The organism is Levilactobacillus sp. FUA 3915 (assembly GCF_044053135.1).
GTDB classification, from domain to species: Bacteria; Bacillota; Bacilli; order Lactobacillales; family Lactobacillaceae; genus Levilactobacillus; species Levilactobacillus lanxiensis.
Map to the genome: position 1 here is coordinate 420,628 of NZ_CP168704.1, position 26,475 is coordinate 447,102.

Consider the following 26,475-nt stretch of genomic DNA (forward strand, 5'->3'; position numbering starts at 1 on the left):
TCGTAAGAAGCAATCGCTCCGTGACAACTTTTAAAGTATATCATGTCGTTTAAATCGTGTCAACATCTTTTTTCAACTCTCTGAATATTTATTCAATACTCATAAAATCGAAATCAATATGATTAGCACGCCTTGACAACATTAACTATTCTATCAGTTACGATTTAACTCGTCAAGCACTAATTTCAAATCCTGATTAACTATTCAAGAATCTGTTATTTATGCATGAACATTGCCAAATCAGCAACAGGTAATATCTTATCAATTATCTGCACTTCGGTCAAGGGAATTTATCAATAAAAACAAAAAAGAACCCAGAAATTAATCTGAGTTCTTCAAAAACAATCTGATGGTCACTGTGCCTACTCAGCAAACCGCTTGACCGATGCCCGCTGACTGCGCGTTGCCATCTTAGCCAAAAACTGCTCCAAGATATCGACCATCACGTTTTCATCAGTGGCATCTGTCAAAGCGACCTTGGTCCGAGCAGCGTGTGGGATACCCTTCAGGTAGTAAGCCACTTGGTTACGAAAATCTCGTGGTCCCTCCTCTGGTCCCTTGGCCGCACATAGCTTATGCAGGTGCTCTTCCGCCGTCGCGACTTTCTCTGCCGCTGTGGGCTCCGGTAAAAGTTCCCCCGTCGCCAGATAATGGTTGATCCGGCGTAACAGCCATGGATTACCCTCAACGGCCCGACCAATCATCACGGCATCTGCGCCTACTTCATCTAACATCCGTTTCGCATCCTGAGGTGTTCGCACATCTCCGTTCCCCATAAACGGAATCGACAGGTGCTGGGCAACCTGAGCCAAGATATCCCAATCCGCTTGACCCTGATACATCTGTTTCCGAGTACGGCCGTGCATAGCGACCGCTGATGCCCCCGCACTTTCAGCGGCCAGTGCATTTTCGACCGCTAGAATATGGTGATCATCCCAGCCCGTGCGCATTTTTACCGTGACGGGCTTTTTAACTGCCGCAACAACTGCAGCGACCATGTCATGAACCTTCTGTGGGTCCAGTAACCATTTGGCCCCAGCATCCGTGTTAACCACCTTATTGACCGGACAGCCCATATTAATATCGATAATATCGGCTGGGGTCTCTTGATCCACATACTGGGCAGCCTGCACCAACGTCTCCTGTGTGCCCCCGAAGATTTGAATACTCATCGGATGCTCTCGGGGATCGACCGCCATCATATGAAGCGTTCGTTGATTATGGTAATGAATCCCCTGTCCTGAAATCATTTCGCATTCCACTAAACCCGCGCCGAACTCTTTACAGATTTGGCGAAAGGCCACGTTGGTCACCCCCGCCATGGGGGCCACAACAACGCGGTTAGGAATTTCTACATCACCGATTTTCCACGTCATGGCTTAGCCTACTTTTCTTGGGCTTGTGCCAGAATCGTCCGCAGGTCATCTTCGGAGTATTCATACTTCGTTCCGCAGAAATGACAAACGGCTTCAGCACCGTGGTCCTGGTCGATCATTTCTTGGAGGGCGTCGGGTTGGATGGATGCCAAGGACTTCGCGAACCGGTCCTTAGAACAATCACACTTAAAGCTAACTGGCATCTTTTGCAAGATTTTGATTTTTTCATCCTTAAACAACAATTGTAGAATCTCTTCGGGGGTTTGACCATCCAACAGCAATTCAGAAACCATTGGCATTTCCTTTAGGCGTTCTTCCAACCGAGAAATGGCTTCATCGGAAGCACCAGGCATGGTTTGAATCATGAACCCACCAGCAACCTTGACCGTGTTGTTGGGCTGGACGAAGACGGACACCCCAACGGCACTCGGAATCTGTTCCGACTTGGCCAAGTAATAGGTAAAGTCTTCACCCAACTCGCCAGAAATCAAGGGCACCTGACCAGTATAGGGTTGGCCCAGTCCTTGGTCCTTGGTTACCATCAGCATCCCATTGACCCCAACGGCCTTCTTGACATCAATTTTGTGCTTTTCATTTAACGGTAAACTGATATGGGGGTACTGGAGGTAACCCTTAACCGTTCCATTAGCATTTCCATCCGCCACGATGGCGCCAACGGGTCCATGACCGTTAACCTTCACCGTTAAACTCTCCTCACCCTTTAATAGAGAGGTTGAGAGTAACATGGTCCCAATCAGGGCCCGTCCTAAGGCTGCCGTTGCGGCGCTCCAAGTATCGTGTCGTTGTTGTGCTTCTGCGACTGTCTCCGTGGCATCCACCACGTAAGCCCGGAACATCCCATCATCAATTAAGCTTTTTACTAAATAATCTGCCATACGTTTAAAACGTCCTTTCGTTCAATTCATCATGCCCTACATTACCAGAAACCACATTTTTTGCAAATAGAAGCCTTTTCGGGTGCCAGCATCTATCACCCATTTCTAATATCTGGAGACAGCAAAAGGAGCGAGATCCGTGATCTCGCTCCCCTAACGTGACTATTCGGAATCGTCGGTATCCTTTGGATCATCGGCTGCCGAACTAGCTGCTGAGTTAGCCTGTGAAGACTCACTGCTTGCAGCGGACGAAGCTAACTTGGCTTCCGTAGAAGCTTGCCGTTCTGCTTCGCGCCGTTCTAATTCGCGCTTAGATTCTTCAAACGTTGCCGCCTTTTCACTTGGAAATTCGTTGTTGCTGTCCTTTTCAGGCATCTTCCCGGTGTTAAACAAGCTGAGAATTTGCTTTTCGTCCAGCGTTTCGTATTTCAGCAAGGCATCCGCGATAATCTTGTGTTCTGCTTTATGTTCTTCCAAAATCTTCCGAGCAGTCTCGTGGGCTTCTCCGATGATTCGGCGAACTTCAGTATCGATTAAACTAGCGGTGTGTTCAGAGTAACTTGGTTGGCCAGGGTAACCCGCACCAGCAAATGGTTGGCCGCCAGCACTTTCCAGTGCAACGGTCCCCAAAGCATCACTCATCCCATATTGGGTAACCATGGAACGGGCAATTTGCGTTGCCTGTTCAAAGTCATTGGAGGCCCCAGATGATTCGGAGTGGAAGATTAACTCTTCGGCCGTCCGACCACCCATTAACCCGGCAATCTGTTCCATGGCATCCTTCTTGGACATCAGCATTTGATCTTCCCGTGGGAGCATAATTGCATACCCGCCGGCACGACCACGAGGGACAATCGTGACCTTGTGAACGACTCGCGCATCGTTTAACACTAACCCGACAATGGTATGCCCGGCTTCATGGTAAGCAACGGTCTTGCGTTCTTCAGGACTGATGACCCGGTCCTTCTTAGCTGGCCCAGCGATAACTCGGTCTTCGGCTTCATCTAAATCAGAAGCGTCAATCTGAGTCTTATTCCGCCGTGCAGCTAATAAGGCAGCTTCGTTCAAGAGGTTTTCCAAGTCGGCCCCGACAAAGCCAGGGGTTTGCTTAGAAATTTCTTTCAAATCAACGTCGTTAGCTAATGGCTTGTTCTTGGCGTGAACCTTCAGAATCGCTTCACGACCCTTAACATCTGGCCGACCAACTAAGATCTTCCGGTCAAAACGACCTGGCCGCAGTAAAGCGGGGTCCAAGACGTCAGAACGGTTGGTTGCAGCCATCACGATGACGCCTTCACTCCCAGTAAACCCGTCCATTTCAACCAGCAATTGGTTCAACGTTTGTTCACGTTCATCGTGGCCACCGCCCATGCCGGCACCCCGTTGACGACCAACCGCATCGATTTCATCAATGAAGATGATGGAAGGAGCGGCCTTCTTGGCCTGTTCAAAGAGATCCCGCACACGGCTAGCCCCGACACCAACGAACATTTCCACGAAATCTGAACCAGAAATCGAGAAGAATGGTACCGCCGCTTCACCAGCAACGGCTTTCGCCAGCAACGTCTTACCAGTACCAGGAGGACCCTCCAGCAAGACACCAGATGGTATCCGGGCACCTAATGAAACAAACTTACGTGGATTCTTCAAGAACTCAACAACTTCGACAAGTTCTTGCTTTTCCTCCTCCTCACCAGCAACGTCAGCGAAGCGAACCTTGTTCTCTTTGCTATCGGCTGGTTTGGCCTTACTCTTACCAAAGTTCATGACTCGGCCATTGCCGCCGCCTTGGCCGGCTTGACCCATCATCATGTAGAAGAAGAAGATGAAGATAACCAGTGGTGCTGCATAGACTAACAAGTTAATCCAGAAACCACTCGACTCTTCTGCTTTGGTGTTGACCTTTACGTTGTGATTCTTGGCGGTCTTGTCAATCTCGGAAACCGTCGAGTTATTCGTTAAGACTTGCGTGGTGAAGCCCGTCACAGCGGTACTTTGAGAACCGCCAAGACTGAAGCCGGTATTGGTCGAGCGCTTTTGCGCGTTCCGATACTCACCGGTAATCTTGTAAACTCCTCCGGAAGGTTGAATGGAGAAATTCTTGATCTTATTCGCATTTAAATCTTTAACGAACTGACTCGATTGGATTTCTTGGGATTGTGAGCTGTTGTTGTTACCGTTGAATAGGTAAACAACACCAATGACCAACAAGAAGATCACAATGTAAAATAGACTATTACGAAACAGCCCATTTCGTCGATTATTCATGTCGTGCCTCCTTACTCACAGTTCCCAGCATTAAGATAGGAACGAAATTTAGGGCTCATGCCCTTTTACTAAATAAGATGTTATCACAATTGACTATCATTGACTAATTATTTATCTGAATAAACTGAGGGCTTCAAAACACCCACGTACGGAAGGTTCCGGTACTTTTCTTCGTAGTCCAAACCATAGCCAACCACGAACTCGCTCGGAACGTTAAACCCAACGTAATCCGCCTTCGCTTCAACCACGCGACCACTAGGCTTATCCATCAACGTGCAGACCTTGATAGACTTGGCGTTCCGGTCCTTCAACAGGTCTTCCAAGTACTTCAGTGTCCGCCCAGTGTCGATAATGTCTTCAACTAACAAAATGTCGCGCCCAGAGACGTCGGTATCCAGGTCCTTGAGTAACTTGATGGTCCCAGAAGAGGCGGTGCCCCCGTTGTAACTGGAAACATCGATAAAATCAATGGTAGCGTAAATATCCATGTCGCGAATCACATCGGTCATGAACAAGATAGCCCCCTTTAACACACAGATGATCAAGGGCGTCTTGTCTTTGTAATCCTCGGAGAGTTGGGTGCCCAACCGTTTGCAGGCTGCGGCAATGTCTTCTTCACTATATAGGACCTTCAAAATATCGTTATTCATGCTGTTCCCCTTTCGCCTATTCATGCTTCCAAACAATATGATAGTTTTTTGTGTGCGGTCGTGGTGGCCAAACCGACCACTTCACGCCAAGCACCGCCAGGAGATCTCCCGTCGCCGTGACCAAGACCTGTTGGGCAGGTCGCTGGTCACGGGGCACCTTGGCGTTGATTAAAACGCGCCGGACTGACTGATGATGACCGGTTGCGAGTCGCACCTGATCATCGGCCTGCCAGGGTCGGACCATTAGTGGTAACTGGTCCGCCGTCAATGCCACGGTGGTATGGGGAGTGTGTTCCTGAAGGCGGTTTGCCGTGAAGCAACCGAGTTGCCAGCCGTTACCAACTGGCCGCCATTGGTTTAAGTCTACCATAAATCTAAAATGTTCCACGGATTTTTGCTGTAAATTTTTTATTGGTAAAAATTGAAACATTTCATAGTCTTTATAAAAGGCCCAACCACCCGCAAAGGACACCGTTCCCGTCGGCCGCTGCGGGTTGGCTAACAGCTGTAAACACTGGGTTACGCGCGACTCACTGGTCGATGCTGCCGGTGCAATCTGCTTGATGAACCGACTGAGTAACAGGTGTTGTTCAGTAACCGGTCGGGCTAGCAACTTGGTACCATCCCCGGTCAAGGGCACTGACGTCACCACAATCGCCTGAAGTGTCGCCGTCAAAGCCTGTTCCGCCACCGCCAGCGTCGCCTGTAGCTGCTCAGCGTACGCCAGCAAATGTGGAACGACCTGGGGATTCTCCTGCTTGAGTTGCGGTAAAATCTCGTGACGCACCCGATTACGGCTAGCCACCAGCTCCTGGTTCGTCTGGTCCTCATACCAGGGAATCTGCTGTTGACGCGCGTACGCCACCAACTGCGCCTTGGTAAATGGCAGTAGCGGATGAATCACCTGTCCCCCTGCCAAAGGTCTGCTGGGGGCCATCCCCGTCAATTGGGTCAGGTCCCCGCCCCGAATGAGCTTCAATAGCAGGGTTTCCGCCTGCTCATCGGCCTGATGGGCCGTGGCGACCCAAGCGGCGCCCTGTTGTTGCATCTGTTCCGCAAAAAACTGGTAGCGAAACTGCCGTGCCGCCGCTTCAATGCCGTGTTTCGGGCGCTGGTCACGTGGCCAGTCCGTCTTGACGAGCGGCACGTGATGCGCTGCACACCAGCGTTCCAGGAAGGCGGCTTCCGTTTGACTTTGCGCTCGCAAGTGATGGTTGACGTGAACCACGGTCAATTTTGGCCGCTGGTCTGCGGGCAAGCTTAGTAGGAGGCTCAACAGAACCATGGAATCGACCCCGGTCGACACGGCTACCAGCCCCCGTTGCTGGGGATTAGCCCATCCCTGCGCTTGAAAATTCCGCTGAAAATCCGCCGCCAGTGTCACTGTCTCGCCCCCGTCTCACTTTACCTTTGTTAAGAAAAAGGGCCGCACGAATGCGGTCCTGATTAAAGACATTTAGCTACGACGGCCACCACGACCGCCCCGCTTGCCTTCAGTATTACGTTTAATCGTTGCCAAGCGGTCCTCACTTTGCTTCAAGAACCCTGACATCAAGTCGTCGAAGCTTTCTTCATGTTTAGCCGAGTGATGACCCGAGAAGCGGCCATTAGCTGAACTGTGATGTGGCCGGGGACCGTTATTTTCAAACCGACGGCCGTGGCCGTTGCTTTCCCCGCCGTGATTACCACCGTTGCCGTGGAACTCATGGTTGCCGCCACGATTATTGTTATCGTGATGGTTGTCATGATGGTCATTGTGGCTGTGATGTGGCCGCTCTGACTCTGGATGATCCGTGGCTTTACGAATCGACAAACCAATCTTGCCGTCATCGCCCACGGTCAATACCTTAACCGTTACTTCGTCACCAACGGATAAGACGTCATGGATGTCCTTAACGTACCCGTCAGAAATTTCACTAATGTGCACCAGCCCGGTCTTGTGGTCACCTAAATCAACAAATGCACCAAAGTTCGTAATTCCGGAGACCTTTCCGGTAACTTTAGCTCCAACCTCGATTGCCATAAACAAGAAGTTCCTCCTTAAAATAAGTGCTTTCAGTATAACACAATTCTTCCCAATCCCACACGCCGAGATGAAAAAAATAAAGTCCCTTGACCAACTCATGAGCCCCGGTCAAAGCCTGTTAAATTAACTTTCAAGCTAATTAGTCGGTCACGCGAATGATTTCCACGACTAGTCAAAAAATCCGACGGTGCTCATACAAGCAACCCGTCGGATTTGAACTGATTATTTAGCTGTCACATCACTAGCGTGGTCGCCAGGCAAACTATAAATCGTTTCGCCCGACTTAGAATAGTAGTACTTAGACCGAATCAACTGGGCCAAATAGTCTTTATCGTTCAACTGTTTGATCTCTTGCTTGAGGTCTGCGTTCTTGGTCTTCGTCTTGGTCAAGGTCTGCTCACTCGTTGCCACCTGCTGATTGACCTGATGCAGACTCGCGTGGGTCCGAATCAATTGGACCCCCAAAATAATCGCGAAGACTGCGAAGACCACTAGAATCCGAGTGGCCCGCCGCACGCGCCGATGACCCAGCCAGCGGGTGTGATGCTGCACCGCCTGCTGATGCTGAATCTTTCGCGTATAGTCATTGTCTAACCGTTTAATTTTTGCCGTCGGTTTCGCGTCAGCCATGCCACTCACTCCTCCATGTTCACCAGATCGTTTAGCTTGAGTATAGCAAGTTTCAAATTAGACGTCTAGCTAGTTAAGCATATTGTAAAACATTCGTCACATTAGTCGCTTGGATTGGCGGTGTTGCCCCGAAGAAAGCGCCTGCTAATTGCCTTTGCCAGCTCCGTGCCAATCCGAGGTCTGGTAAGTCAGTGACCTAACCTAATCCACCACAACTGACACCTTTGCGGTCGCTAATTATTCTTGGCGAAAGTCCTGGGCGTACTCTTCCTTCACGATGGTGTACATCCGTTCGGCGTCGTCCTTCTTCGTGGTTTCTAACAACTCGTCGACTTGGACGGTCAACGTCTTGTTCCCAAACTTAATGACCAGTTCATCCTTAGGCGCCACTTCAGTTGAAGACTTGGCAACCTTACCGTTGATTTCGATTCGGCCCTTGTCAGCAATTTCCTTAGCCACTGACCGCCGCTTGATGATTCGAGAAACTTTCAAATATTTATCTAATCGCATATTATTTTCCTCCGTGTTGGCTAAGTTTCTGCCATAATCGTAAAACTGTTTCTGCGTGTGGAATCGCTAGCCATTCCCGCACACTGAGTAACCGCCAACTGAGCGCCAGGCCCAAGAAGATAGCCACGCCAATGGGAATGGTGATCAAGAGACCCACGCCAGCCGCTAACCGCCCCGTCGCCAAGACCGGCCACCAGTGTTCCAGGACGACCACCGCCACTTTCACCCCGGCAACCATCAGAATGGTACAGCCTAACAGGGTGCGAATGTAGTTGCGCGTCCAGATACCGGAGCGGAGCGTGACGGCTGAGCCATACCAGATTACTAGAAAGGTCACGGCCAGGCTAATGACCGTCAGCCAACTGGCACCGCTCGCGCCAAAGTTGACCACGGCCCAGTGATTGGCCACGGCCTTCACCACCAGACCGGCAACCAGTGCCACGACCGTTAGGCGATAGCTGTTCTGACTCTGTAACACGCTATTATAGGTCTGAATCAGAGTGGCCAGGATAATGCTCAGCATGTAGACGCCCAGCATCCAGCTCCCCGTGATATTGCCAAAGAGCAGCCGATTGATCCACGGCATCAGACTGATCAGCCCCGCGGTCGCCGCCGTCGCAATCATCAAGGCAATCCGCATCATGGTCGTCGTCAGGCGTTTGAAAGCCTTGGGCCGCTGCTGATGTTGCGCCTCGCTAAGGGCCGGCAACAGCGACGTGGCAAAGGCGACCGCCACGACCAGACCCAATTGAACTAGCGGTTGGGCCCGGTCGTAGACCCCTTTGAGACTTTTAGCAGCTGCGTTGGCCATTCCCCCAGCTACCAGGCCATTTTTAACTGTAAATGAATCGACCAGTTGTAGTAGGACCATCATGGCCGTGAGGAGACAGAGTGTCCCCCCTTCGATCAGCAACCGCCGTCCCAAGTGTGGCAGACGCCAACTGGTCCGGACCTCAGGTTGCCGCCACCGCGGGAGCACAACCAGTGCCGCCACGGCCGCAATCGTGCCCCCGCTCAGCGCCCACATACCCATCCGATAAACGGACCAGTCATGGGTGACTGCCCAGCCGGCGGCCACCAGAATCACAACCACCCGGACCAATTGCTCGACGACTTGTGACCGTGCGGTGGGGAGCATTCGAAACTGCCCTTGGTGGTATCCCCGACCAACTGAAAGCTCTGGCATCAAGAGGAACATCCAGGCCACCATCCGAATCAGTGGCGCTAGCTGGACATCCCCCATTGCCCGAGCGATGCCGGGTGCGCCCACCATCAGGCCACCGAAGAGCACCAGGGCCAGTGCCCACACCCAGCGATAGACTTGCCGGGCCACAGCCTGCTGACTGGGCAGGTCGGGCGCCTCCGCAATTAATTTGGAAATAAAGACCGGCAATCCACTCAGGGCAAAGGTCATGCCAATGCCATACAGGGGATAAACCTGTTGATACACGTAGAACCCGGTGTTGCCGACCATGTTTTGAAAGGGAACCCGGTAGACCGCACTCAGCAGCTTCGCAATGAATGCCGCTACCGAGAGAATCAGGGCTCCCTGCAAGGTGGTATTTACGTTGCGTTTGCCCATGGTTCCTCCTCCTGCCAAAAGACAGACGTCCTACGCCTGTTCCTTGGGTTGTTTATCATCTGTCTTTGGTTTCGTGGTAACTTCCACAATATCTCTGAGCGCCGCCATAAATTGTTGGACCTGAGGGAGCCAGTCATTGACCGTCATCTTCGGTTGAATGACCAGTTTCACGTGGAGGCGGTCATCGGTAATGCCGACCGTCGCCTTCAGATCCGTGGCTGCTAAGGCCTTGAAGACATCCTCGCCACCCAGGATATTGGTGCCGCGCTTAGAAATCGTGACAAAGACATCCCCGTTGACTCGGCGAATCTTATCCACTAAGGCTAAGTCCGCCGCCAATTTCAATTGCCCAATCGTCAGCAATTGGCTGACGGCGTCCGGGTATTCCCCGAACCGGTCGATAAGGTCCGCTTGAATCTCACTGACCTCATCGTCATTTTCCAATTGGCGAATGCGTTTGTACATTTCAATCTTTTGTTGTTCGTCTTCGATATAGTCGCTTGGCAGGTAAGCCTCAACGCCCAGTTCGACCGTGGTATCGGTCTTCGGTTGCGTTTGCTTCCCACGCTTCTTGGCAACGGCTTCACTTAACATTTGCGTGTATAAGTCATACCCAACAGAATTAATGAAGCCGTGTTGTTGCTTACCAAGCAAATTACCGGCCCCCCGAATGGATAAGTCCCGCATCGCAATCTTGAAGCCGGAACCCAGTTCGGTGAAGTCCTTGATGGCCTCCAGCCGCTTTTCACTAACCTCGGTCAAGACCTTGTTCGGCTTGTACGTGAAGTAGGCGTAAGCCACCCGGTTGCTTCGGCCGATTCGGCCCCGCAACTGGTACAGCTGTGACAGACCCATCCGGTCCGCATTTTCAACGAATAACGTGTTGGCATTGGGAATATCAATCCCGGTTTCAATGATGGTCGTCGTGACCAACACGTCGTACTCCCCGCGCAGGAAGTCAAAGAGCACCCCTTCAAGCTGGGCCTCCGTCATCTTCCCGTGAATGTAGCCGACCCGGGCTTCTGGCACCAGGGACTGCACCTGGCCGACCGTCTTTTCAATGTCATCCACCCGGTTGTGCAGGTAGAAGACTTGGCCGCCCCGTTGCATTTCCCGGCGAATTCCGTCCTGAATGGCGCCAGCGTTTTGTTCCATGACGTAAGTCTGAATAGGGAATCGGTTGGCCGGTGGCGTTTCGATTACTGACAGGTCCCGCACACCCAGCATGGACATGTGGAGCGTCCGGGGGATGGGGGTCGCCGTCAGCGTCAAGACATCCACGTTGGCCTTTAATTCCTTCAACCGTTCCTTATGTTTGACCCCAAACCGTTGTTCCTCATCGACCAGGACCAGGCCTAAATTCTTAAACTTCACGTCCTGTGAGAGCAACCGGTGGGTGCCCACCACGATATCCAGCTGACCGCTTTCCAAATCCTTGATGGACTGGTGAATCTGCTTGGTCGTCCGGAACCGCGAAAACATTTCGACATTAATGGGATAACCCTCAAACCGACTAACCATGGTGTCGTAATGTTGTTGCGCCAAAATGGTCGTTGGGACCAGAAAGGCCACTTGTTTACCCGCTTCAACCGCCTTAAAGGCTGCCCGCAAGGCGACTTCGGTCTTCCCGTAACCCACGTCACCGACCAGCAAACGGTCCATTGGCCGGGGCTTTTCCATGTCGTGCTTGACCTCTTCGACGGTTCGGAGTTGGTCAGGTGTTTCGGCATACGGAAAGTCATTTTCAAAGTCCGTCTGTAGACTGTCATCGACTGGGAAGGCAAACCCCTTTTCGGCCGCCCGCTTGGCATAGAGGTCGACCAATTCGTCCGCAATATCCTCAATCTTGGCCGCGACTTTTCGCTTGGTCTTGGCCCACTCGGACCCACCCAGCTTGTTGATGCGGGGCTTTTTATCTTCTGAGGAGACGTATTTTTGAATCAGATTTAATTGGGTGACCGGGATAAACAACTGTGCGTTGTCTTGGTAATCGATGGTCATGTAGTCCTGATGGACCCCATCGACCGTCAGCGTCTGCATCCCGATGAACTTCCCAATCCCGTGATTGACGTGCACCACGTAATCGCCGGGCTTCAAGTCGGTATAACTTTTCAACCGTTCGGCGTTCGCCATGGTCTGCCGCCGAGCCCGCTTCTTCGTGATTTTCTGGAACATTTCGGCTTCCGTAATGATCACGAGGTTGGCCTCGGGCAATTCAAACCCGGTCCGCAACCGTTCGGGAACCAGCTGGGTCAGATTAGGTTGGAGGTTGGCGGATTTGGTCAAGACGACCTTGATTTCAAAATCATCCAACGTTTGCTCAATTTTTTCCAGCCGTTCCTCATCTTGAACCAGGAGCACGACCGTCTGGTTTTGCTTCTGCCAGCGGTCGATTTCCGTCTTCATGACAGGGAGTTGCCCGAAAAACTGTTGCATGGCACGCGTCGTGATATTGGTGATGGCTTGGAACCGTAAGCTCCCCATCCCCTTCTGGAACAGGGCTAGCATCAGCTGCGCGTGCTTGTCTTCCTTCACGATGGGCCGCAGTTCACCGCCAAAAATTTGGTGTGCAAAAATCTGGTGATGACTCAACTTATCGGTGGCCCAATTGGCTTCATCTTCTAATAATTGCCGTTCGGCGTCTTGTAGACGCGAATAGTCCCCGAACAACGCCAATCCATCAGCCGGTAAGTAGTCCAGCAATTGATTGTGTTCTGGGAATAAGTAATCCGCAAACTCCATTAGCTGGGGATCGACGGACCCTTTTTTCAGGCCATCGATCAGCGGTTGGACCTGATCCGTCAGATTCGTGGCCGCATCCGCTGCTAATTTGCCAGCCTGCTTGGTCAGTTCAGCCGTCAGAGCTGCCGCGCCCGCTGTCCGTTCCGCCGCCGTTAAAATGAAATCGGTGGCAGGCAAGACCTCAACCGTCTCAGCATTTTCAATACTGCGTTGGGTTGCCGGGTCAAAGTAGCGCAGCGAATCGACCTCGGTGTCAAAAAAGTCCAGCCGAACCGGATAATCGGCCGCCAGCGGGTAAATGTCCACGATGGACCCCCGCACGGCGAAGTCCCCGGGGCCAGCCACCAATTTCTGATGCGCATAGCCCATGGCAAACAGCCGCTGCTGCAAGTCTTCCAGGTCAAAGTCGTCGCCGACCTTAACGGTAAACCGGGCCGCCGCAAAGTTAGCCGGTGCCGGTAAGAACCGCCGCAGGCCAGACAGCGCCGTCACAATCACAACAGGATGGTCGCTCTGCAACGCCCGTAAGGCATCGATCCGCGATGACCGGTACTCGGGTGAGCTGGTCGCCACTTCCGCCGCCAATAACTCTTCTACTGGAAATTCAAATAACTCGTCGTCCCTGAGCAGGTTCGCCAGGTCATCGACGAGTTGGCCCGCGTGATAGAGCGTATCCGTCACGTAGACGATTGATCGTTGTTGATCATGGAGCAGGCTGGCGATGAATAAAGTCTCGGCAGAACCGTTGAGTCCGGTCACCAGTTGGCGTTGGCCGGGCGCTAACGTCCGCTTGATGTCTTTAAACTGCGTCGTCTGCGTCATAAATGCTTCTAAATTCACGCGATAACTTCCTATCCTAGTTGTACAGGTTCATCAACTGAGTAAATTCGGTGCCCTTTAACCAGTCATCCAACGCAGCGACAGCCTTATCCGTTGCTTGATTGAAGAGCGGTTGTTGGTCCTTGGTAAATTTACCCAAGACGTAGTCGACCACGGTGTGTTGTTCGGGGTGGGCAATGCCGACCCGTAACCGGGCAAATTTTTCGGTCGAGACGTGGGCGATGATGCTCTTGATCCCGTTATGACCCCCAGCAGAGCCGTGATCCCGTAACCGAATCCGACCCAGTGGGAGATCCATGTCGTCGTGAACCACGATGATGTCTGACACGTCAATCTTAAAGTAGTTCATGATGGGATGAACGGCCCGGCCGGATTCATTCATAAACGTCGTCGGCTTGACGACTAAGACCTTTTCGCCGTTGACCATGCCACTGCCGTACTTGGCATCCATCTTCCGCGTCGTCAGGTCAATGCCGTGTTCCTTGGCAAAGGCATCGACGACCATGAAGCCGGTGTTGTGCCGCGTACCATCATACTGGGGACCAATGTTTCCTAAACCAACAATCATTTTCATTTTTTAAAATTTCTCCCTTAAAGCTGTGTATTCCGAGCTAGAGACAAAAGAGCTGGACGGAAGCCATTGCTCCTCGTTCAGCCGCTCAGGTTATCTTTTTTGTCAAATTTACCACCTGTCAGTATAGCATAGTCCCCCCCGAACTTCACGCATCCTGACCGGGTTCGCAACGGTTTACCACTCCCCTCCTGACAGGACTGCCAGGAACCAATCGTCTTGCTCACGATAGGTGGCCACCGCCCCGTTAACCTTGCTTTCTCTGATCTCTCAGTGACCGGCCCGCTCACCCGAAAATGCCCCGGCACAATCACTGCCGCTAGATCCGATGAAACACCAACCGACTCGTCCCCGTTTTGACAAACTTTCACATTTATTTTTCTTCATTAAATTGCGTAGAACTCCAGTGTGACCGTTTTTACCCGTTTTCCATGTGAAAATTTTCAGGCGCTTTCACGATTCACGACCCCGCCATTTTAACGAGCTTGTGAAAGTTTTCCGCTACCACTGGCGGTAGACCGGCTATTCTTTAACCTATTGGCCGAGTGGTTGGTTGCGTTATTCACGTAAGGCTTGCTCAGTCAAACAAACGTGATCCATTCCGAATACAAATATCTCTATGTCGGGTTTTACCAGTACTTTACAGTGATTAAGTGTCACCTGTTCACGGCTAAATTCACGAGTGATTTTCCACTAATTGGTCAGTCTCTGAAAAGATAAATGATATTTTTCACAAAATTTTAGCTCACGCAATGGCTTTCATCCTTTTAACATGGTATACTAACTCACGGGTATTATTGCGTACCTTGATGTCAAAATACTTATTTGGAGATGAAGAATTTGACTACTAAGACTCATCAAAAAGTTGTTTTAGTTGGGGACGGTGCTGTTGGTTCAGCATTCGCCTACTCAATGGTAAACCAAGGATTAGCAGAAGAATTAGCTATTGTGGACGTTGTTAAGGAACGGACTGAAGGAGACGCTCTTGATCTTGAAGATGCACAAGTCTTCACCGCACCTAAGAACGTATACTCTGGTAGCTACGACGATTGCAAAGATGCTGACGTTGTTGTTATCACTGCCGGTGCCGCACAAAAGCCAGGCGAAACTCGTTTGGACTTGGTTAACAAGAACCTTAAGATCATCAAGGCTGTTGTTAAGCCAGTTGTTGATTCCGGCTTCGACGGGATCTTCATCATCGCTGCTAACCCAGTTGACATTTTAACTTACGCTACTTGGAAGTTCTCTGGTTTCCCTAAGGAAAAGATCATCGGTTCCGGGACTTCATTGGACACTTCTCGTCTGCGCGTTGCTCTGGCTAACAAGCTGGATGTTGACCCACGGAACGTTGAAGCTTACATCATGGGTGAACATGGTGACTCCGAATTCGCCGCTTACGACGAAGCTACTATCGGTTCAAAGCCATTGAAGACCATTGCTAAGGAACACGGCATCTCTGATGACGACTTAGCTAAAATCGAAGACGACACTCGTAACAAAGCTTACGAAATCATCAACCGTAAGGGCGCAACCTTCTATGGTGTTGCTACCTGCTTGATGCGGATCACTAAGGCTGTTCTGCGTGACGAAAACGCCGTATTGCCTGTTGGTGCCCCATTGAACGGTGAATATGGTTTGGACGATATCTTCATCGGTACTCCTGCAATCATCAACGCTAAGGGTATTGAAAAGGTTATCGAAGTGCCACTTTCAGACAAAGAAAAAGACTTGATGGCTAAGTCAGCTGCTACCTTGAAGAAGGTTACTGCTGATGGTTTAGCTGCTCTTGAAGGCTAATCTTTAGCTTAAATTTTCGAATCGTCGTTCCCTTGTGGAGCGGCGATTTTTTTGTCCCATTTTTTACGGAACCACCCACGCTGGCAAAAGCTGAGATAGACTTAAGGTGGTCTGCCAGTTATTTTGCATAAGGCGGTAATCGTGGAATGATTAGGTCAAATTAATGGTCTACTGGTTCATTGACGATTTACCCACTGACTATTTTAATCATTCACGAACAAGAACCCTTTCAAATCGGCGTTTACCTAGTGTTCAAGACTAGGTGCACACAATTAAGTTAGCCACAACGGACCCACCCCATTTTATTTAGGACCCCCTTACCTTTAAAAATCGTCAATCTATGTCTGCGGTCTATTAATCAATTAATGGTCAACCGCCCGGAATACCCACGCCTGAAATTTTTTTAATTCTTTTAGATGCTGATATGAAAGTAATGTAACCGTTAACATTAATGCTTCTACGTTGCGATTTAAGGTAGTTTGAAGTAAGCTTGGGGTATGCTATTGGTGATAGTTAAGCATGACGACTTTTCCTCCACTGGCTATTTTAGGAGGTCACACCTATGAAAAAGAAAAAAGCCTTCGTGATTGGCATCGTTACCGCTGCTGTAGCGGTCGGTGCCATTTACGTGGGACAAGCCTTACACTATTCTTCTGCTCAGGTCTTCTTCAAGGACACTGAGATTGCCGGCGTCAACGTCGGTGGGAGCACGGCGAGCCAAGCGGCCACCAAGTTAAAAGCAGCTCTGAAGGATCAGCAGTACACGTTAAAGGACGGCAGCAAGACCGTCACCACGATCAAAACGAACCAAGTCGACTTGAAGGTCACGTCACAGTCGGCCCTTAAGCAACTCATCAGTAAACAAAACGTTTGGAGTTGGCCCGTTCACGTGACGACCGCCACGGCAGATAGCATTGCGCTCAACGCCAGTGACGAGAATCAAGAAAGCGTCCAAACTTTGGCCACCAAGATTGCGACCAAAGCGAACAAGACGCGGACGGCTGCTAAGGACGCCACGTTCAGTTACCAAGATGGTTCTTGGGCTGTGACCAAGGAACAAAAGGGTAATCAACTGGACACCGATAAGTTAGCCAAGTCCATCACGACGGCCATTGAACAGGGATCGACGACAATCAACGTTGCCGGCGATTACATTCAGCCTAAGGTCACGACCACTTCTGCATCATTTAAGGCCGCTAAGACCAAGGCTACAGCCATCACCCAACAAACTTACGTCTACAAGCTCAGTGGTCACAAGATCACGGTCCCTAGCGAAACGTTAGCTAGCTGGGTTACCTTTAAGGGCGGTCAGTTGGCAACGGATGACGCTGCCATCAAGACTTACCTGACCAAGTTAAGTACAAAATATGGCACCATTCATAAGACACGGACGTTCAAGTCCACCAAGCGCGGGACGGTTAAAGTTCCTGCCGGTCTGTATGGCTGGAGCATCAAGGTGAAAACCGAGACGCCAGCGCTTAGCAAACTGGTTCTGGCCGGTAAGGGCATGGATCGCACCCCTGCTATTCAAGGGAGTGGCTACCACAATAACGGCACAGATATTGGCAAGTCTTACGTTGAAGTTGATAAAGTCAATCAGCACATGTGGGTTTATAAAAATGGAAAAGTCGTCGTTTCTACTGACGTTGTTACTGGATTACCAACCACGGCACACCATACGCCTGCCGGAGTTTGGGTCATCTGGAGTAAGCAACGGAACACCACATTAAGAGGTCAAAACGATAACGGTTCCAGCTACGCATCCAAGGTTAAGTACTGGATGCCAATCGATGATACCGGTGTCGGGATTCACGATTCGCCATGGCAACCTCAATACGGTGGGACCTGGTACAAGGCACATGGCTCACACGGCTGTGTGAACACGCCACCTTCCAAGATTGCGTCCGTCTTTGCGAACGTGAAGGTCGGCACCCCCGTCATTGTCTTCTAATGGAAATCTAAAAAAGTTGCGTCCACCTTTAACGGTGACGCAACTTTTTATTTGGTCGTTTAGAAAATCATACCGATTGCCAACAAGACCAAGATTGCCACGAAGGCCGCTAGGGTCCAGTAAAGCCACTTCTTCGTGATAATCGGCTTGTTATCGGGATCATCTGTATTCTTCACGAGTCCACCCTCCTTAACCACGCTTTCTTTTATTTTACCACGAAATTCCCCGAAAATTGCTACCCGTTGGCGAGTGAAATATGGTATTATTAGAAGAGATTATTAGAAGTTTCTAATTTTAGGAGGTCATCTGCTATGCTGCTTAAATCCCTAGTGAAACCGAAGGAACGCTTAGTTACGGTTCGCGAGGACGTCACCTTGGAACAAGCCTTAAAGGTCTTGGAAGACTCGGGCTATCGATGTGTGCCGATTCTAGATGAAACGGGGCAAATTTTCCGGGGGAACATCTACAAAATGCATATCTATCGCCACAAGTCTCGCGGCGGCGACATGCAGCTCCCAGTGACATCACTGCTGAAAAATGCCACGAAGTTTATTTCCGTTAACGCGGCCTTCTTCAACGTGTTCTTCTCCATCAAGGACCTGCCTTACATCGCCGTGTTAGACGACAAGAATGCCTTCTATGGTATCTTGACGCATACCCGGTTGATGGACATGCTGTCACAATCCTGGAACGTGAACATTGGGAGTTACGTGATCACCGTCGTATCAGCCGGTGAACGTGGTGACCTGGCTGGGATGGCCAAAATCATCACCAAGTACACGTCGATTGCCAGTGTCATCAGTCTGGATGCCCAGGAAGGCGAACTGGTTCACCGGACCATGTTCACCCTCCCCGCAGAAGTTGACGAAGAAAAGCTTGATCGGATCGTCAAGGCACTGGAACGCAAAGAATTCCACGTTCCGGAAATTGAAGATCTGCGTCACGAAAACTAACCGTAACCTTTTAGACCCGCGGCATTTGCCGGTGGGTCTATTTTTTACACTAAAAAACGGTCACCCACAAACCAACTGTGCGTGACCGTTTTTTGACGTGCATGACTGCTATGTACTAAATCTACTTCGCTTTTTTCTTACGCGCCTTGTCCACCAAGCCGATACTCGTTGCAAGGGCAGCATCTACCGCTGCCATGGTCTTGACATCCAAATGGGTCACCTGGTCTTTCAACCGTTGTTTATCAATTGTCCGAATTTGCTCAAGCAAAATGACGGAATCCCGCTCAATTCCGGTTCGTTCAGCCGAGATGCCCACGTGCGTTGGCATCTTTGGCTTCTCGATCCGAGCGGTGATTGCCGCCACGATTACGGTCGGACTATAGTGGTTCCCCACGTTGTTTTGGATGATTAACACGGGGCGCATGCCACCTTGCTCCGAACCAACGACTGGTGATAGGTCGGCGAAGAAAACGTCACCGCGTTTGACTTCAACACGGGCCATGGGCCGCCATCCCCTATCTGATTAGATTTTAGTTCTTAATTCTTGATCTCGGTTCTACGAAACTGGGTTAACCGCCGTTCGGCTTCCTCTTCACAGGGTGTGAAGGCCCGGGCTAAATCCCGGTTGATCAGAGCCATCGCTTGGTATCCAACAATCAAAGCTAACTTGCGTGCAGCCGCCGAATGCAGTGGAATCAATGCTTCATGCCGCGCATTGCGGGTAATGTGGAGCCGTAACTGTGGTTGATTTAATTGTTGTGACTGAGCCATGAATTGCCCCTCCTCAAGTTAATCACTTCGTCTCATCTAGTTTACCACGAATCGGCAATTCAGGACACAATAACACCGTAAATTAATGACGGTAACACCGCGGCAACCGGCTCGTGAAACCACAAGCAATTTCGTAATGAATCGTCCCACAATAGTCCGCCACGTCCTGAAGACTGATGGTCTCGTCACCATCACGACCGACCAGTGTGACTTGGGTTCCGCGTTGATACTCGGCGGGTAAGCGCACCATTAGCTGGTCCATGCAGACTCGACCAATAATTTCACAAGGTTGACCATCAACTAAGACATGAAAGCCTTGTAACCGGCGTTCGTAGCCATCGGCATACCCAATCGGTACGGTACCGACCCATTCGGCTTGGCTGGCCGTATAGGTCGCACCGTAGCCCACGGACTCACCCGCCGCAACCTTTTTTACGTGGACCAGTTCACTGGTTAAACTCATCGCTGGGTGTAAGGTATATGGCAGTTTAACAGCGGTTCCTGAAGGATTCAAACCGTAGCCGGCCACCCCAAACCGAACCATGTTGGCATTGCATTCCGCATGCCACAGACTCGTTGCCGAGTTTGACACGTGCACGTAGCGGGGTAAATGGTCCAAGGCCCCCGTCAGTGTTTTCCAGGTTGTGACTTGTTGCTTAAAGTAGCGGTCATCTGCACTATCGGCCGTCGAAAAATGCGTGAAGATTCCTTCAAAATCAAGGGTATCGTTGTCATTTAGATAAGCTACCGCTGATTGTAAGGCGGCTGGGGTCTTGAACCCAATTCGCCCCATCCCGGTGTCCAAACCTAAGTGGACCCGCAACGGTTGGGCAGGATGCGCCAATGTCAGGTACGCGTTGGCTTCGACCAACCAATCTTGGGCGGCAACCGTGGCTGAGATGCCCTGCGTTGCCATCAATGGGGCGTCCGCGGGATCACTGACGCCTAATACCAGGATCGGTTCGTTGAACCCAGCGGCCCGTAGCTCTAACGCTTCATCTAAAATGGCCACACAAAAGCCCGTCGCTCCCGCATCCTTAGCCGCTTGCGCCACCTGAACTGCCCCGTGACCGTAGCCGTTGGCCTTAACGACCATGAACAAGGCACAACCATCCGCTAACCGCGAAACCGCTGCGTGAATATTTTCTCTTAATGCCTGCCGATCAATCACTAACTGTGTCGGCCGATGAACCCCAACTACCATGACTAGTTCCCTCTTTCTAAGATGACCTGAGTCATCACCAGCGTGGCCGTATGTGAAATGGACACGTGAGCGACTCCCCCGAATGGGTGACGGACCACGATTGGTTGCCCAGCAGCGTTGTCCAGAATCTCAACGTCTTGGAAGCCCACAGTTGCCCCGATTCCGGTCCCCATGGCCTTACTGTAAGACTCCTTAGCTGACCACCGACCGGCAATGTATTCTACCGCTCGTTGACCACTCAACCGTTGATACGCCTGCAACTCGGCAGCCGTTAAAACCTTGTTCAAAAATAACGGCTGTCGCGCGACCACGTCTTTGACCCGGGCTAAGTCCGTAATATCAATGCCGGTTCCGTAAATCATGGCGTCACCTCTCCTATAATGTCTACGTTATATTTTAGCACAGCCCCCCCTCATTGACCCCCACAACTTAACCGGTTAAGCCGAATCTTAACTTAATTGCAGAAACATTTTGCCCTTTAATATGTAAAAAAGGAAAGCGTCTCTCTGTCCGCTCTCCCTGATGGAACTATGTTATGTCGTCTTTTAGTGTAACACCGCCGCACGTAACCGCAGTTGCGCAGCTACGGGGCTCCGGGTCGGCATGGCATCTGCCGGGAGGACCTCTACTTGGCCGCCTAAACGGCTAACCAAGAGGGCTAAATCGTTGTACAGGTTATTCTGGCGGCTCAGGGCGGTCGTGGTTAAGACCTCACCCTTTTCCGTCAGGTGCCCAGGTTGACTGGCATCCTCGCGTAACCATAGCCGGAGCACTTGCCCCTGAACCGTGGCCGTCGCGAGGGCCCCCAAGTCTTGCACAACTTGTTCGCCTTGCCGTGCTCGTTGGTAAGCATCGTGGCGAATCTGAGTGGCCTGTACGTGCCGTTGCTCAGTCACGCTGAGGGTCAATGCCGCTAAGGTCTGGTTCGCCGCCGCTAAATTGGGATTTTGAACCAACCGAACCGCGGGATCCAGATAGGCATTTTGCGAAATTTTCCGGAAGTTGCCTTGGTCACTGGCACTCGCCACTAAAATCAGCGGCACCTGATCCAGATTGGAATAGTGTTGGCTCACATAGCTGTCAACCATCATATAGTAATTACGTTGGTCCGCGGCCTTGGCCGTATCTAGGGAACCCGTCCCACTGTAATGGGTGTGCTCGCCTGCAGACCGTTGCCAACGACCCCGCCCACGCTGCTCGGTGCCTAAGGCGTGATTCATGGTCGCTGGCGCGTCAACGGGAAGATTGACCAATTCTGGTCGCCCACTCCGGACCTGTGCCAGTTCAAAGGACTTTTGTCCCAAGAGGAGCAGGTCGTAGTCACTGGTCTTGTCTCGTGCCTGTAAAATCGGTAGGACGTTTGGCTGGTAAGTCACCGTGACCGTCGCCGACACTGGTGAGTGGAGCCAATAATGATAACTATCCGTGGCTCCCGCCATAATCAGCAGGCCACTCGCACTCCCGTTAGTCAACGGACCGTGGTCAAAGGGGTCAAACGCATCCGCGTAAGCCGACCACGTTCTGTCAGGTGCAACGGCGAGTAACCGTTCCTTCCCCTGTTTAAGCAAACTCTTGAATTGGGTGCGGTCAGTGGCCGGAACCCCGGTAACCGGTAGAGTCATGGTAACGAATGGCCCGGGCTGAGTGGCGAGCATCAGTGCAGCGTGTAAGTCAAAGTGATTTGCCATGTAATTAACCTCCGTGGTTATTGTCATAAGTTTTGTCGTATCAATTCGATAAGGAAACTATATCATGTTCGATTTTGAATTGCAACTAATGTTTTTTATCAAAATACATTTATAGTGTGAATTTATTGCATGAACGTTGATTTACCGGCTTTTATTTTGGGTGAATTTTTTTGAAAAAAGTTTCAGATTTAGTCCGATTTAAGTGATTTTCTAGAGATTATCTGGTTAAAATCGTGGAATTCAGCAGATTGGTGCACGAACTTTCTTGTTGTTGAACATTCAGTTGATAGTTCAGCCAATTCGTTTTCACTTACCTAGCCCTATCTCAGGTCACTAGACTTTCCTCTAAATTATACATCCCGGTTCTGGCGGCTTCCGAAACGCGTTCCACAGGACAACTGGTTCCGCTTAACTAATCTATCTTAGGTCATTAGATTTTCATCCAATTATATATTCCGATCCTGGCGTCTTCCGAAACGTGCTCCACGAGCCAGACTCCTGCGCTTAACCCAGCTAAGAAAATATCCCAGGAGCGGGGATATTCCCTTAGCTACGTTAATGCTCAGAGTCTAATCGGCTCGTTCCACGCTCTCTATACAAAAAAAATCCTCACCAGTATGCGACTGGTGAGGACCCCTCTAATCAATTTAAATGAAACTAGTCTTTCTTACGAATGGTGAAGCCGCGGCTTCCACCTTCGTTACGCCGACCACTGTTGCCACCGTTGCTACGGTGACTCCGGTTGTCGCCATGGCTCCGTGAATCATGGGAGTCGTGGTTGCGAGAATCATGGCCGCGTGAACCGCCACGACTGCCGCCGCGTGAATCGTTGTTCCGATGGCCACGGTAGCCACCGCCGCCGTTACCGCCACGACGATGATTACCACCACCGTGATGGTAACCGCCACCGCCATGACCCTTGCCACCGCGCTTAGGCAATGGACGTTCTGGCGTGATCTTAACAGGAACCTGACTGCTGTCCTTGGTTAAGTCGTTTAAGAGCGCTGCAACCAAGTCTTCAGCATCGTATTGGCTTAAGAGGCTTTCAGCCGTCTTAGCATACTTTTCAGTGTCCGTCTTGCTAACTAAAGCGTCAACTTCTTCTTTAGCAGCGCCCAGTTGGCTAACCAGGGCTTCTTCATCCGAAGGTGGCTTCAAAGGCAGCATACGCACCTTCGTCAGCTTTTCGATTTCACGCAGGTAATCCATTTCGTTAGGCGTTACGAAAGTCATGGAAACACCATGCTTCCCGGCACGACCGGTACGGCCGACACGGTGAACGTAACTATCTGGATCTTGTGGAATATCGTAGTTGTAAACGTGGGTCACGTCATTGATATCGATACCACGAGCAGCCACATCGGTTGCCACTAAGATATCTAACTTACCATGACGGAATTCGTTCATGATTTGCGTCCGACGCTTTTGCGTCAAATCACCATGAATCCCAGCAGCGTTATAACCACGAGCTTGCAAACCGCTTGAGATTTCATCAACCCGGCGCTTAGTCCGCGTGAAGACAATCGTCAAGTCTGGTGATTGCACGTCGAAGAACCGTGTCATGACATCAAACTTTTCGAAATCACGTGAACGGACGTAGAATTGATCGATCAAGTCGGTCGTTAATTCCTTAGCCTTAATCTTCACGTGCTTAGGGTCTTGCATGAATTGGACACCGACCCGTTTGATTTCGGGAGGCATAGTTGCGGAGAAGAGCATCGTTTGACGCTTTTCTGGCAATTGCTTGATGATGTCTTCAATGTCATCCAAGAAACCCATGTTTAACATTTCATCGGCTTCATCCAAGACCAGCATTTGCACGTGGTCCAGCTTCAGCGTATGACGACGAATGTGGTCTAATAAACGACCCGGGGTCCCAACAACCACTTGCGGGTGGTTCTTTAAGGATTTGATTTGGCGACGAATGTCAGCCCCACCGTAAACGACTTGGACGTTAGCCCGTTCGTTACGGCCTAATTTATAAATTTCTTCTTGGGTTTGGATAGCAAGTTCACGTGTTGGAGAAACAACCAACGCTTGAACGTTTTCGTTGCTCTTATCGATCTTTTCCAAGATTGGTAAAGCGAAGGCCGCAGTCTTCCCTGTCCCGGTTTGGGCTTGTCCAATCACATCTTGACCAGCCAAAACCATGGGGATTGTCTCGGCTTGAATTGGGGTCGCTTCCTCGTAACCTGCTGTCGTAACTGCGTTCAGTAGGTCTTCGGAAAGACCCAGTTCTTTAAACTTCAAAAATAATTTCCTCCTAAATGGGTACGTCGCCATAGTGCCTCAGGGTTCTTGGAAAAAATCCGTTTTCCGTGGTGCGGACTGTGATTGGCTATGGCGGGATAAGTTCGTTTCATAAATACAACTAAGCCATCATACAACGCTGAAACAAAATAAGCAACTCCCACGACTTGTGGAAGTTGCTTATTTTTCAGTTTAATTTTCAGTAGAATCCTGTAATGCCGCCAACACTTGCTCCAAATGAATGCCGTGAGATCCCTTTAATAAAATCTGATCATCGGCAGTTAATTGCGCCTGCAAATCGGCTGAAAGCGTTGCCAGGTCGGCACTTTCGTAATGTGAGACTGGCAATGTTGGTTGCTCCTTAGCGAGCGCAGTTTGAAGCGCGGCCATGTGGGGGCCAACCAGGTACACGTGACTGATGGCCGCTGGATCAATGGCACTTGCCAGGCCCGCATGCATGGCATCCGCCTGGTCGCCCAATTCCAGCATGTCGCCCAATACCACGTACCGCTTGCCCGTGACCGGGGTCTTCGAGAAGGCTGCTAAGACTTCCTTGACGGCCGTGGGATTTGAGTTGTAAACGTCACTCAGGATAGCGGCGCCACTGGCACTCTGCACCCACTCAGCCCGGTTCTCGGTTAGGCTGACCGTCTTCAACGCCCGCTGCATGTTCTCGGGCCGAATCCGATAAACGTTCCCCACCGTTAACGCAGCCAAGGCGTTGTTGACGTTATAGGTCCCAATCATGGGAATCGTGAACGTCAGGTCTGGCCATTGGTTCGTGGTAAATTGGGTCTCGGTGGACGTCCCATTCACACTCGTGGCGTTGATGGTGTCCGTTGCGGTTTGCCCAAAGGTAAATTGACGCTGGGTCAATTCGGCTGCCCGCTCCTGCAGTAAGGGTTCGTCGCCATTGTAGACGAAGATACCGTCATCACTTAAACCATGGGTAATCTCCAACTTAGCATCCGCAATCTTGTCACGGGTCCCGAAGAACTCGATGTGGGCTTCACCGATCATGGTAATCACTGCTAAATCAGGTGACACCAGCTTGCTCAAGAAATCGAGCTGGCCTGGTCGGTCCATCCCCATTTCAACGACTAACATTTCCGTATTGGGTTCCATGGAGAGCACAGTCATGGGAACCCCAATCTCGTTGTTGAAGTTGGCGTGGGTCTTGGTTACGTTGAACTGTGTGCTCAGGACGGAGGCAATCATATCCTTCGTCGTCGTTTTCCCGTTACTCCCGGTAATGGCAACGACCCGGGGATTAATTTTAGATAGGTAATATTGCGCGAGCGCTTGCAGCGCCTTTAATGAATCAGCGACTTGAATCACTGGAAAATCGGCTGGCGCAGTTGCGAGGTCGCGGGCCCAGAGAGTTGCCACGGCACCGTGGTCGATGGCCGACTGAATAAATTGATGACCGTCTTGTTCACCAGTCAATGGAATAAAGAGGCCACCCGGTTGCAGGTGACGACTATCAAAAGCCACGCTCGTTACACTAACACTACGCCATTGTTCGAAATCATTGATTGCTCCAACCGCATGAGCAATTTCAGCAAGCTGCATCTTCATGTTTTCTACTCCTAATTAACGAAACGATCCCCTCGACCGCCCCGGTTTCAAATTACTAGCCAGACAGCAGCGTGGCCGTCCGGTTTGTTCCGCATTAGATTCTGAGTCACATTATACCATGGATTGCCATCGGCTAACTTAAAAGTCCTGCAAAAACTTCCCGGCCGTGGACGCAAAAAAGGAGCCAGACAC

Annotated in this window: 21 protein-coding genes; 3 read left to right on the forward strand and 18 right to left on the reverse strand. The window is 50.8% G+C overall.

Annotated elements, in window-relative coordinates:
- Positions 1–362: 362 nt before the first annotated feature.
- The 11 genes from dusB to pth form a co-directional block, all read right to left on the reverse strand.
- On the reverse strand, positions 363–1,376 hold the full coding sequence (dusB, locus tag ACEPST_RS02385; RefSeq protein ID WP_204121507.1) for a tRNA dihydrouridine synthase DusB: 1,014 nt from the start codon (positions 1,374–1,376) through the stop codon (positions 363–365).
- 8 nt (positions 1,377–1,384) lie between these two features.
- A complete protein-coding gene (gene hslO, locus ACEPST_RS02390; protein WP_204121508.1) occupies positions 1,385–2,272 on the reverse strand; it encodes an Hsp33 family molecular chaperone HslO in 888 nt (295 codons plus the stop codon).
- 162 nt (positions 2,273–2,434) lie between these two features.
- Positions 2,435–4,540, reverse strand: coding sequence for an ATP-dependent zinc metalloprotease FtsH (ftsH, locus tag ACEPST_RS02395; RefSeq protein WP_204121509.1), 2,106 nt, complete (start codon positions 4,538–4,540; stop codon positions 2,435–2,437).
- Positions 4,541–4,647: 107 nt separating this feature from the next.
- Positions 4,648–5,190, reverse strand: a complete 543-nt coding sequence (gene hpt, locus ACEPST_RS02400; protein ID WP_125765517.1) for a hypoxanthine phosphoribosyltransferase — start codon at positions 5,188–5,190, stop codon at positions 4,648–4,650.
- Between the two features lie 16 nt (positions 5,191–5,206).
- Positions 5,207–6,574 carry a tRNA lysidine(34) synthetase TilS gene (tilS, locus tag ACEPST_RS02405; protein WP_204121510.1) on the reverse strand — a complete coding sequence of 456 codons (1,368 nt, stop codon included), beginning with the start codon at positions 6,572–6,574 and terminating at the stop codon, positions 5,207–5,209.
- A gap of 72 nt (positions 6,575–6,646) precedes the next feature.
- Entirely contained in the window at positions 6,647–7,213 is a 567-nt protein-coding gene (locus ACEPST_RS02410) for a S1 domain-containing RNA-binding protein (RefSeq protein WP_204121511.1), read from the reverse strand.
- A gap of 225 nt (positions 7,214–7,438) precedes the next feature.
- Positions 7,439–7,846 (reverse strand): FtsB family cell division protein, encoded by a 408-nt coding sequence (locus tag ACEPST_RS02415; protein ID WP_204121512.1) that lies wholly within the window; start codon positions 7,844–7,846, stop codon positions 7,439–7,441.
- A gap of 237 nt (positions 7,847–8,083) precedes the next feature.
- Complete coding sequence (locus ACEPST_RS02420; RefSeq protein WP_125584007.1) at positions 8,084–8,356, reverse strand: RNA-binding S4 domain-containing protein; 273 nt, start codon at positions 8,354–8,356, stop codon at positions 8,084–8,086.
- Position 8,357: 1 nt separating this feature from the next.
- A complete protein-coding gene (locus ACEPST_RS02425; RefSeq protein WP_204121513.1) occupies positions 8,358–9,938 on the reverse strand; it encodes a polysaccharide biosynthesis protein in 1,581 nt (526 codons plus the stop codon).
- Positions 9,939–9,968: 30 nt separating this feature from the next.
- Positions 9,969–13,520, reverse strand: coding sequence for a transcription-repair coupling factor (mfd, locus tag ACEPST_RS02430; RefSeq protein ID WP_203646851.1), 3,552 nt, complete (start codon positions 13,518–13,520; stop codon positions 9,969–9,971).
- A 16-nt stretch (positions 13,521–13,536) separates the two neighbouring features.
- A complete protein-coding gene (gene pth, locus ACEPST_RS02435) occupies positions 13,537–14,094 on the reverse strand; it encodes an aminoacyl-tRNA hydrolase (RefSeq protein WP_204121514.1) in 558 nt (185 codons plus the stop codon).
- 828 nt (positions 14,095–14,922) lie between these two features.
- Between pth and ACEPST_RS02440 the strand changes: the two genes are divergently transcribed.
- The 3 genes from ACEPST_RS02440 (at position 14,923) to cbpA (ending at position 18,792) form a co-directional block, all read left to right on the forward strand.
- Complete coding sequence (locus ACEPST_RS02440; protein WP_125765510.1) at positions 14,923–15,888, forward strand: L-lactate dehydrogenase; 966 nt, start codon at positions 14,923–14,925, stop codon at positions 15,886–15,888.
- Positions 15,889–16,450: 562 nt separating this feature from the next.
- Positions 16,451–17,839: a L,D-transpeptidase family protein gene (locus ACEPST_RS02445; protein ID WP_204121515.1), complete on the forward strand. Its 1,389-nt coding sequence runs from the start codon at positions 16,451–16,453 to the stop codon at positions 17,837–17,839.
- A gap of 311 nt (positions 17,840–18,150) precedes the next feature.
- The gene (gene cbpA / locus ACEPST_RS02450) at positions 18,151–18,792 is read left to right on the forward strand and encodes a cyclic di-AMP binding protein CbpA (protein ID WP_048732552.1); all 642 of its coding nucleotides are present in this window, start codon (positions 18,151–18,153) and stop codon (positions 18,790–18,792) included.
- Positions 18,793–18,913: 121 nt separating this feature from the next.
- Here cbpA and ACEPST_RS02455 read toward each other — a convergent pair whose 3' ends face one another.
- The 7 genes from ACEPST_RS02455 to ACEPST_RS02485 all read right to left on the reverse strand — a co-directional run bounded on the left by ACEPST_RS02455 (position 18,914) and on the right by ACEPST_RS02485 (position 26,283).
- Positions 18,914–19,294 (reverse strand): type II toxin-antitoxin system PemK/MazF family toxin, encoded by a 381-nt coding sequence (locus tag ACEPST_RS02455; protein WP_125765508.1) that lies wholly within the window; start codon positions 19,292–19,294, stop codon positions 18,914–18,916.
- A gap of 35 nt (positions 19,295–19,329) precedes the next feature.
- On the reverse strand, positions 19,330–19,563 hold the full coding sequence (locus tag ACEPST_RS02460; protein WP_125765507.1) for a hypothetical protein: 234 nt from the start codon (positions 19,561–19,563) through the stop codon (positions 19,330–19,332).
- Between the two features lie 82 nt (positions 19,564–19,645).
- Complete coding sequence (gene alr, locus ACEPST_RS02465; protein WP_204121517.1) at positions 19,646–20,767, reverse strand: alanine racemase; 1,122 nt, start codon at positions 20,765–20,767, stop codon at positions 19,646–19,648.
- A 2-nt stretch (positions 20,768–20,769) separates the two neighbouring features.
- Positions 20,770–21,129 carry a holo-ACP synthase gene (acpS, locus tag ACEPST_RS02470; protein WP_204121518.1) on the reverse strand — a complete coding sequence of 120 codons (360 nt, stop codon included), beginning with the start codon at positions 21,127–21,129 and terminating at the stop codon, positions 20,770–20,772.
- Positions 21,130–21,312: 183 nt separating this feature from the next.
- Positions 21,313–22,455 (reverse strand): hypothetical protein, encoded by a 1,143-nt coding sequence (locus ACEPST_RS02475; protein ID WP_204121519.1) that lies wholly within the window; start codon positions 22,453–22,455, stop codon positions 21,313–21,315.
- A 657-nt stretch (positions 22,456–23,112) separates the two neighbouring features.
- On the reverse strand, positions 23,113–24,705 hold the full coding sequence (locus ACEPST_RS02480; RefSeq protein ID WP_395390484.1) for a DEAD/DEAH box helicase: 1,593 nt from the start codon (positions 24,703–24,705) through the stop codon (positions 23,113–23,115).
- 192 nt (positions 24,706–24,897) lie between these two features.
- Positions 24,898–26,283 (reverse strand): UDP-N-acetylmuramoyl-tripeptide--D-alanyl-D-alanine ligase, encoded by a 1,386-nt coding sequence (locus tag ACEPST_RS02485; RefSeq protein WP_204121521.1) that lies wholly within the window; start codon positions 26,281–26,283, stop codon positions 24,898–24,900.
- Positions 26,284–26,475: the final 192 nt, after the last annotated feature.

Excerpts from the sequence above, each read along its gene's own strand:
- dusB (WP_204121507.1), bottom strand. The coding sequence starts at position 1,376 with ATGACGTGGAAAATCGGTGATGTAGAAATTCCTAACCGCGTTGTTGTG.
- hslO (WP_204121508.1), bottom strand. The coding sequence starts at position 2,272 with ATGGCAGATTATTTAGTAAAAAGCTTAATTGATGATGGGATGTTCCGG.
- ftsH (WP_204121509.1), bottom strand. The coding sequence starts at position 4,540 with ATGAATAATCGACGAAATGGGCTGTTTCGTAATAGTCTATTTTACATT.
- hpt (WP_125765517.1), bottom strand. The coding sequence starts at position 5,190 with ATGAATAACGATATTTTGAAGGTCCTATATAGTGAAGAAGACATTGCC.
- ACEPST_RS02410 (WP_204121511.1), bottom strand. The coding sequence starts at position 7,213 with ATGGCAATCGAGGTTGGAGCTAAAGTTACCGGAAAGGTCTCCGGAATT.
- ACEPST_RS02415 (WP_204121512.1), bottom strand. The coding sequence starts at position 7,846 with ATGGCTGACGCGAAACCGACGGCAAAAATTAAACGGTTAGACAATGAC.
- ACEPST_RS02420 (WP_125584007.1), bottom strand. The coding sequence starts at position 8,356 with ATGCGATTAGATAAATATTTGAAAGTTTCTCGAATCATCAAGCGGCGG.
- ACEPST_RS02425 (WP_204121513.1), bottom strand. The coding sequence starts at position 9,938 with ATGGGCAAACGCAACGTAAATACCACCTTGCAGGGAGCCCTGATTCTC.
- pth (WP_204121514.1), bottom strand. The coding sequence starts at position 14,094 with ATGAAAATGATTGTTGGTTTAGGAAACATTGGTCCCCAGTATGATGGT.
- ACEPST_RS02440 (WP_125765510.1), top strand. The coding sequence starts at position 14,923 with ATGAAGAATTTGACTACTAAGACTCATCAAAAAGTTGTTTTAGTTGGG.
- ACEPST_RS02445 (WP_204121515.1), top strand. The coding sequence starts at position 16,451 with ATGAAAAAGAAAAAAGCCTTCGTGATTGGCATCGTTACCGCTGCTGTA.
- cbpA (WP_048732552.1), top strand. The coding sequence starts at position 18,151 with ATGCTGCTTAAATCCCTAGTGAAACCGAAGGAACGCTTAGTTACGGTT.
- ACEPST_RS02455 (WP_125765508.1), bottom strand. The coding sequence starts at position 19,294 with ATGGCCCGTGTTGAAGTCAAACGCGGTGACGTTTTCTTCGCCGACCTA.
- ACEPST_RS02460 (WP_125765507.1), bottom strand. The coding sequence starts at position 19,563 with ATGGCTCAGTCACAACAATTAAATCAACCACAGTTACGGCTCCACATT.
- alr (WP_204121517.1), bottom strand. The coding sequence starts at position 20,767 with ATGGTAGTTGGGGTTCATCGGCCGACACAGTTAGTGATTGATCGGCAG.
- acpS (WP_204121518.1), bottom strand. The coding sequence starts at position 21,129 with ATGATTTACGGAACCGGCATTGATATTACGGACTTAGCCCGGGTCAAA.
- ACEPST_RS02475 (WP_204121519.1), bottom strand. The coding sequence starts at position 22,455 with ATGGCAAATCACTTTGACTTACACGCTGCACTGATGCTCGCCACTCAG.
- ACEPST_RS02485 (WP_204121521.1), bottom strand. The coding sequence starts at position 26,283 with ATGAAGATGCAGCTTGCTGAAATTGCTCATGCGGTTGGAGCAATCAAT.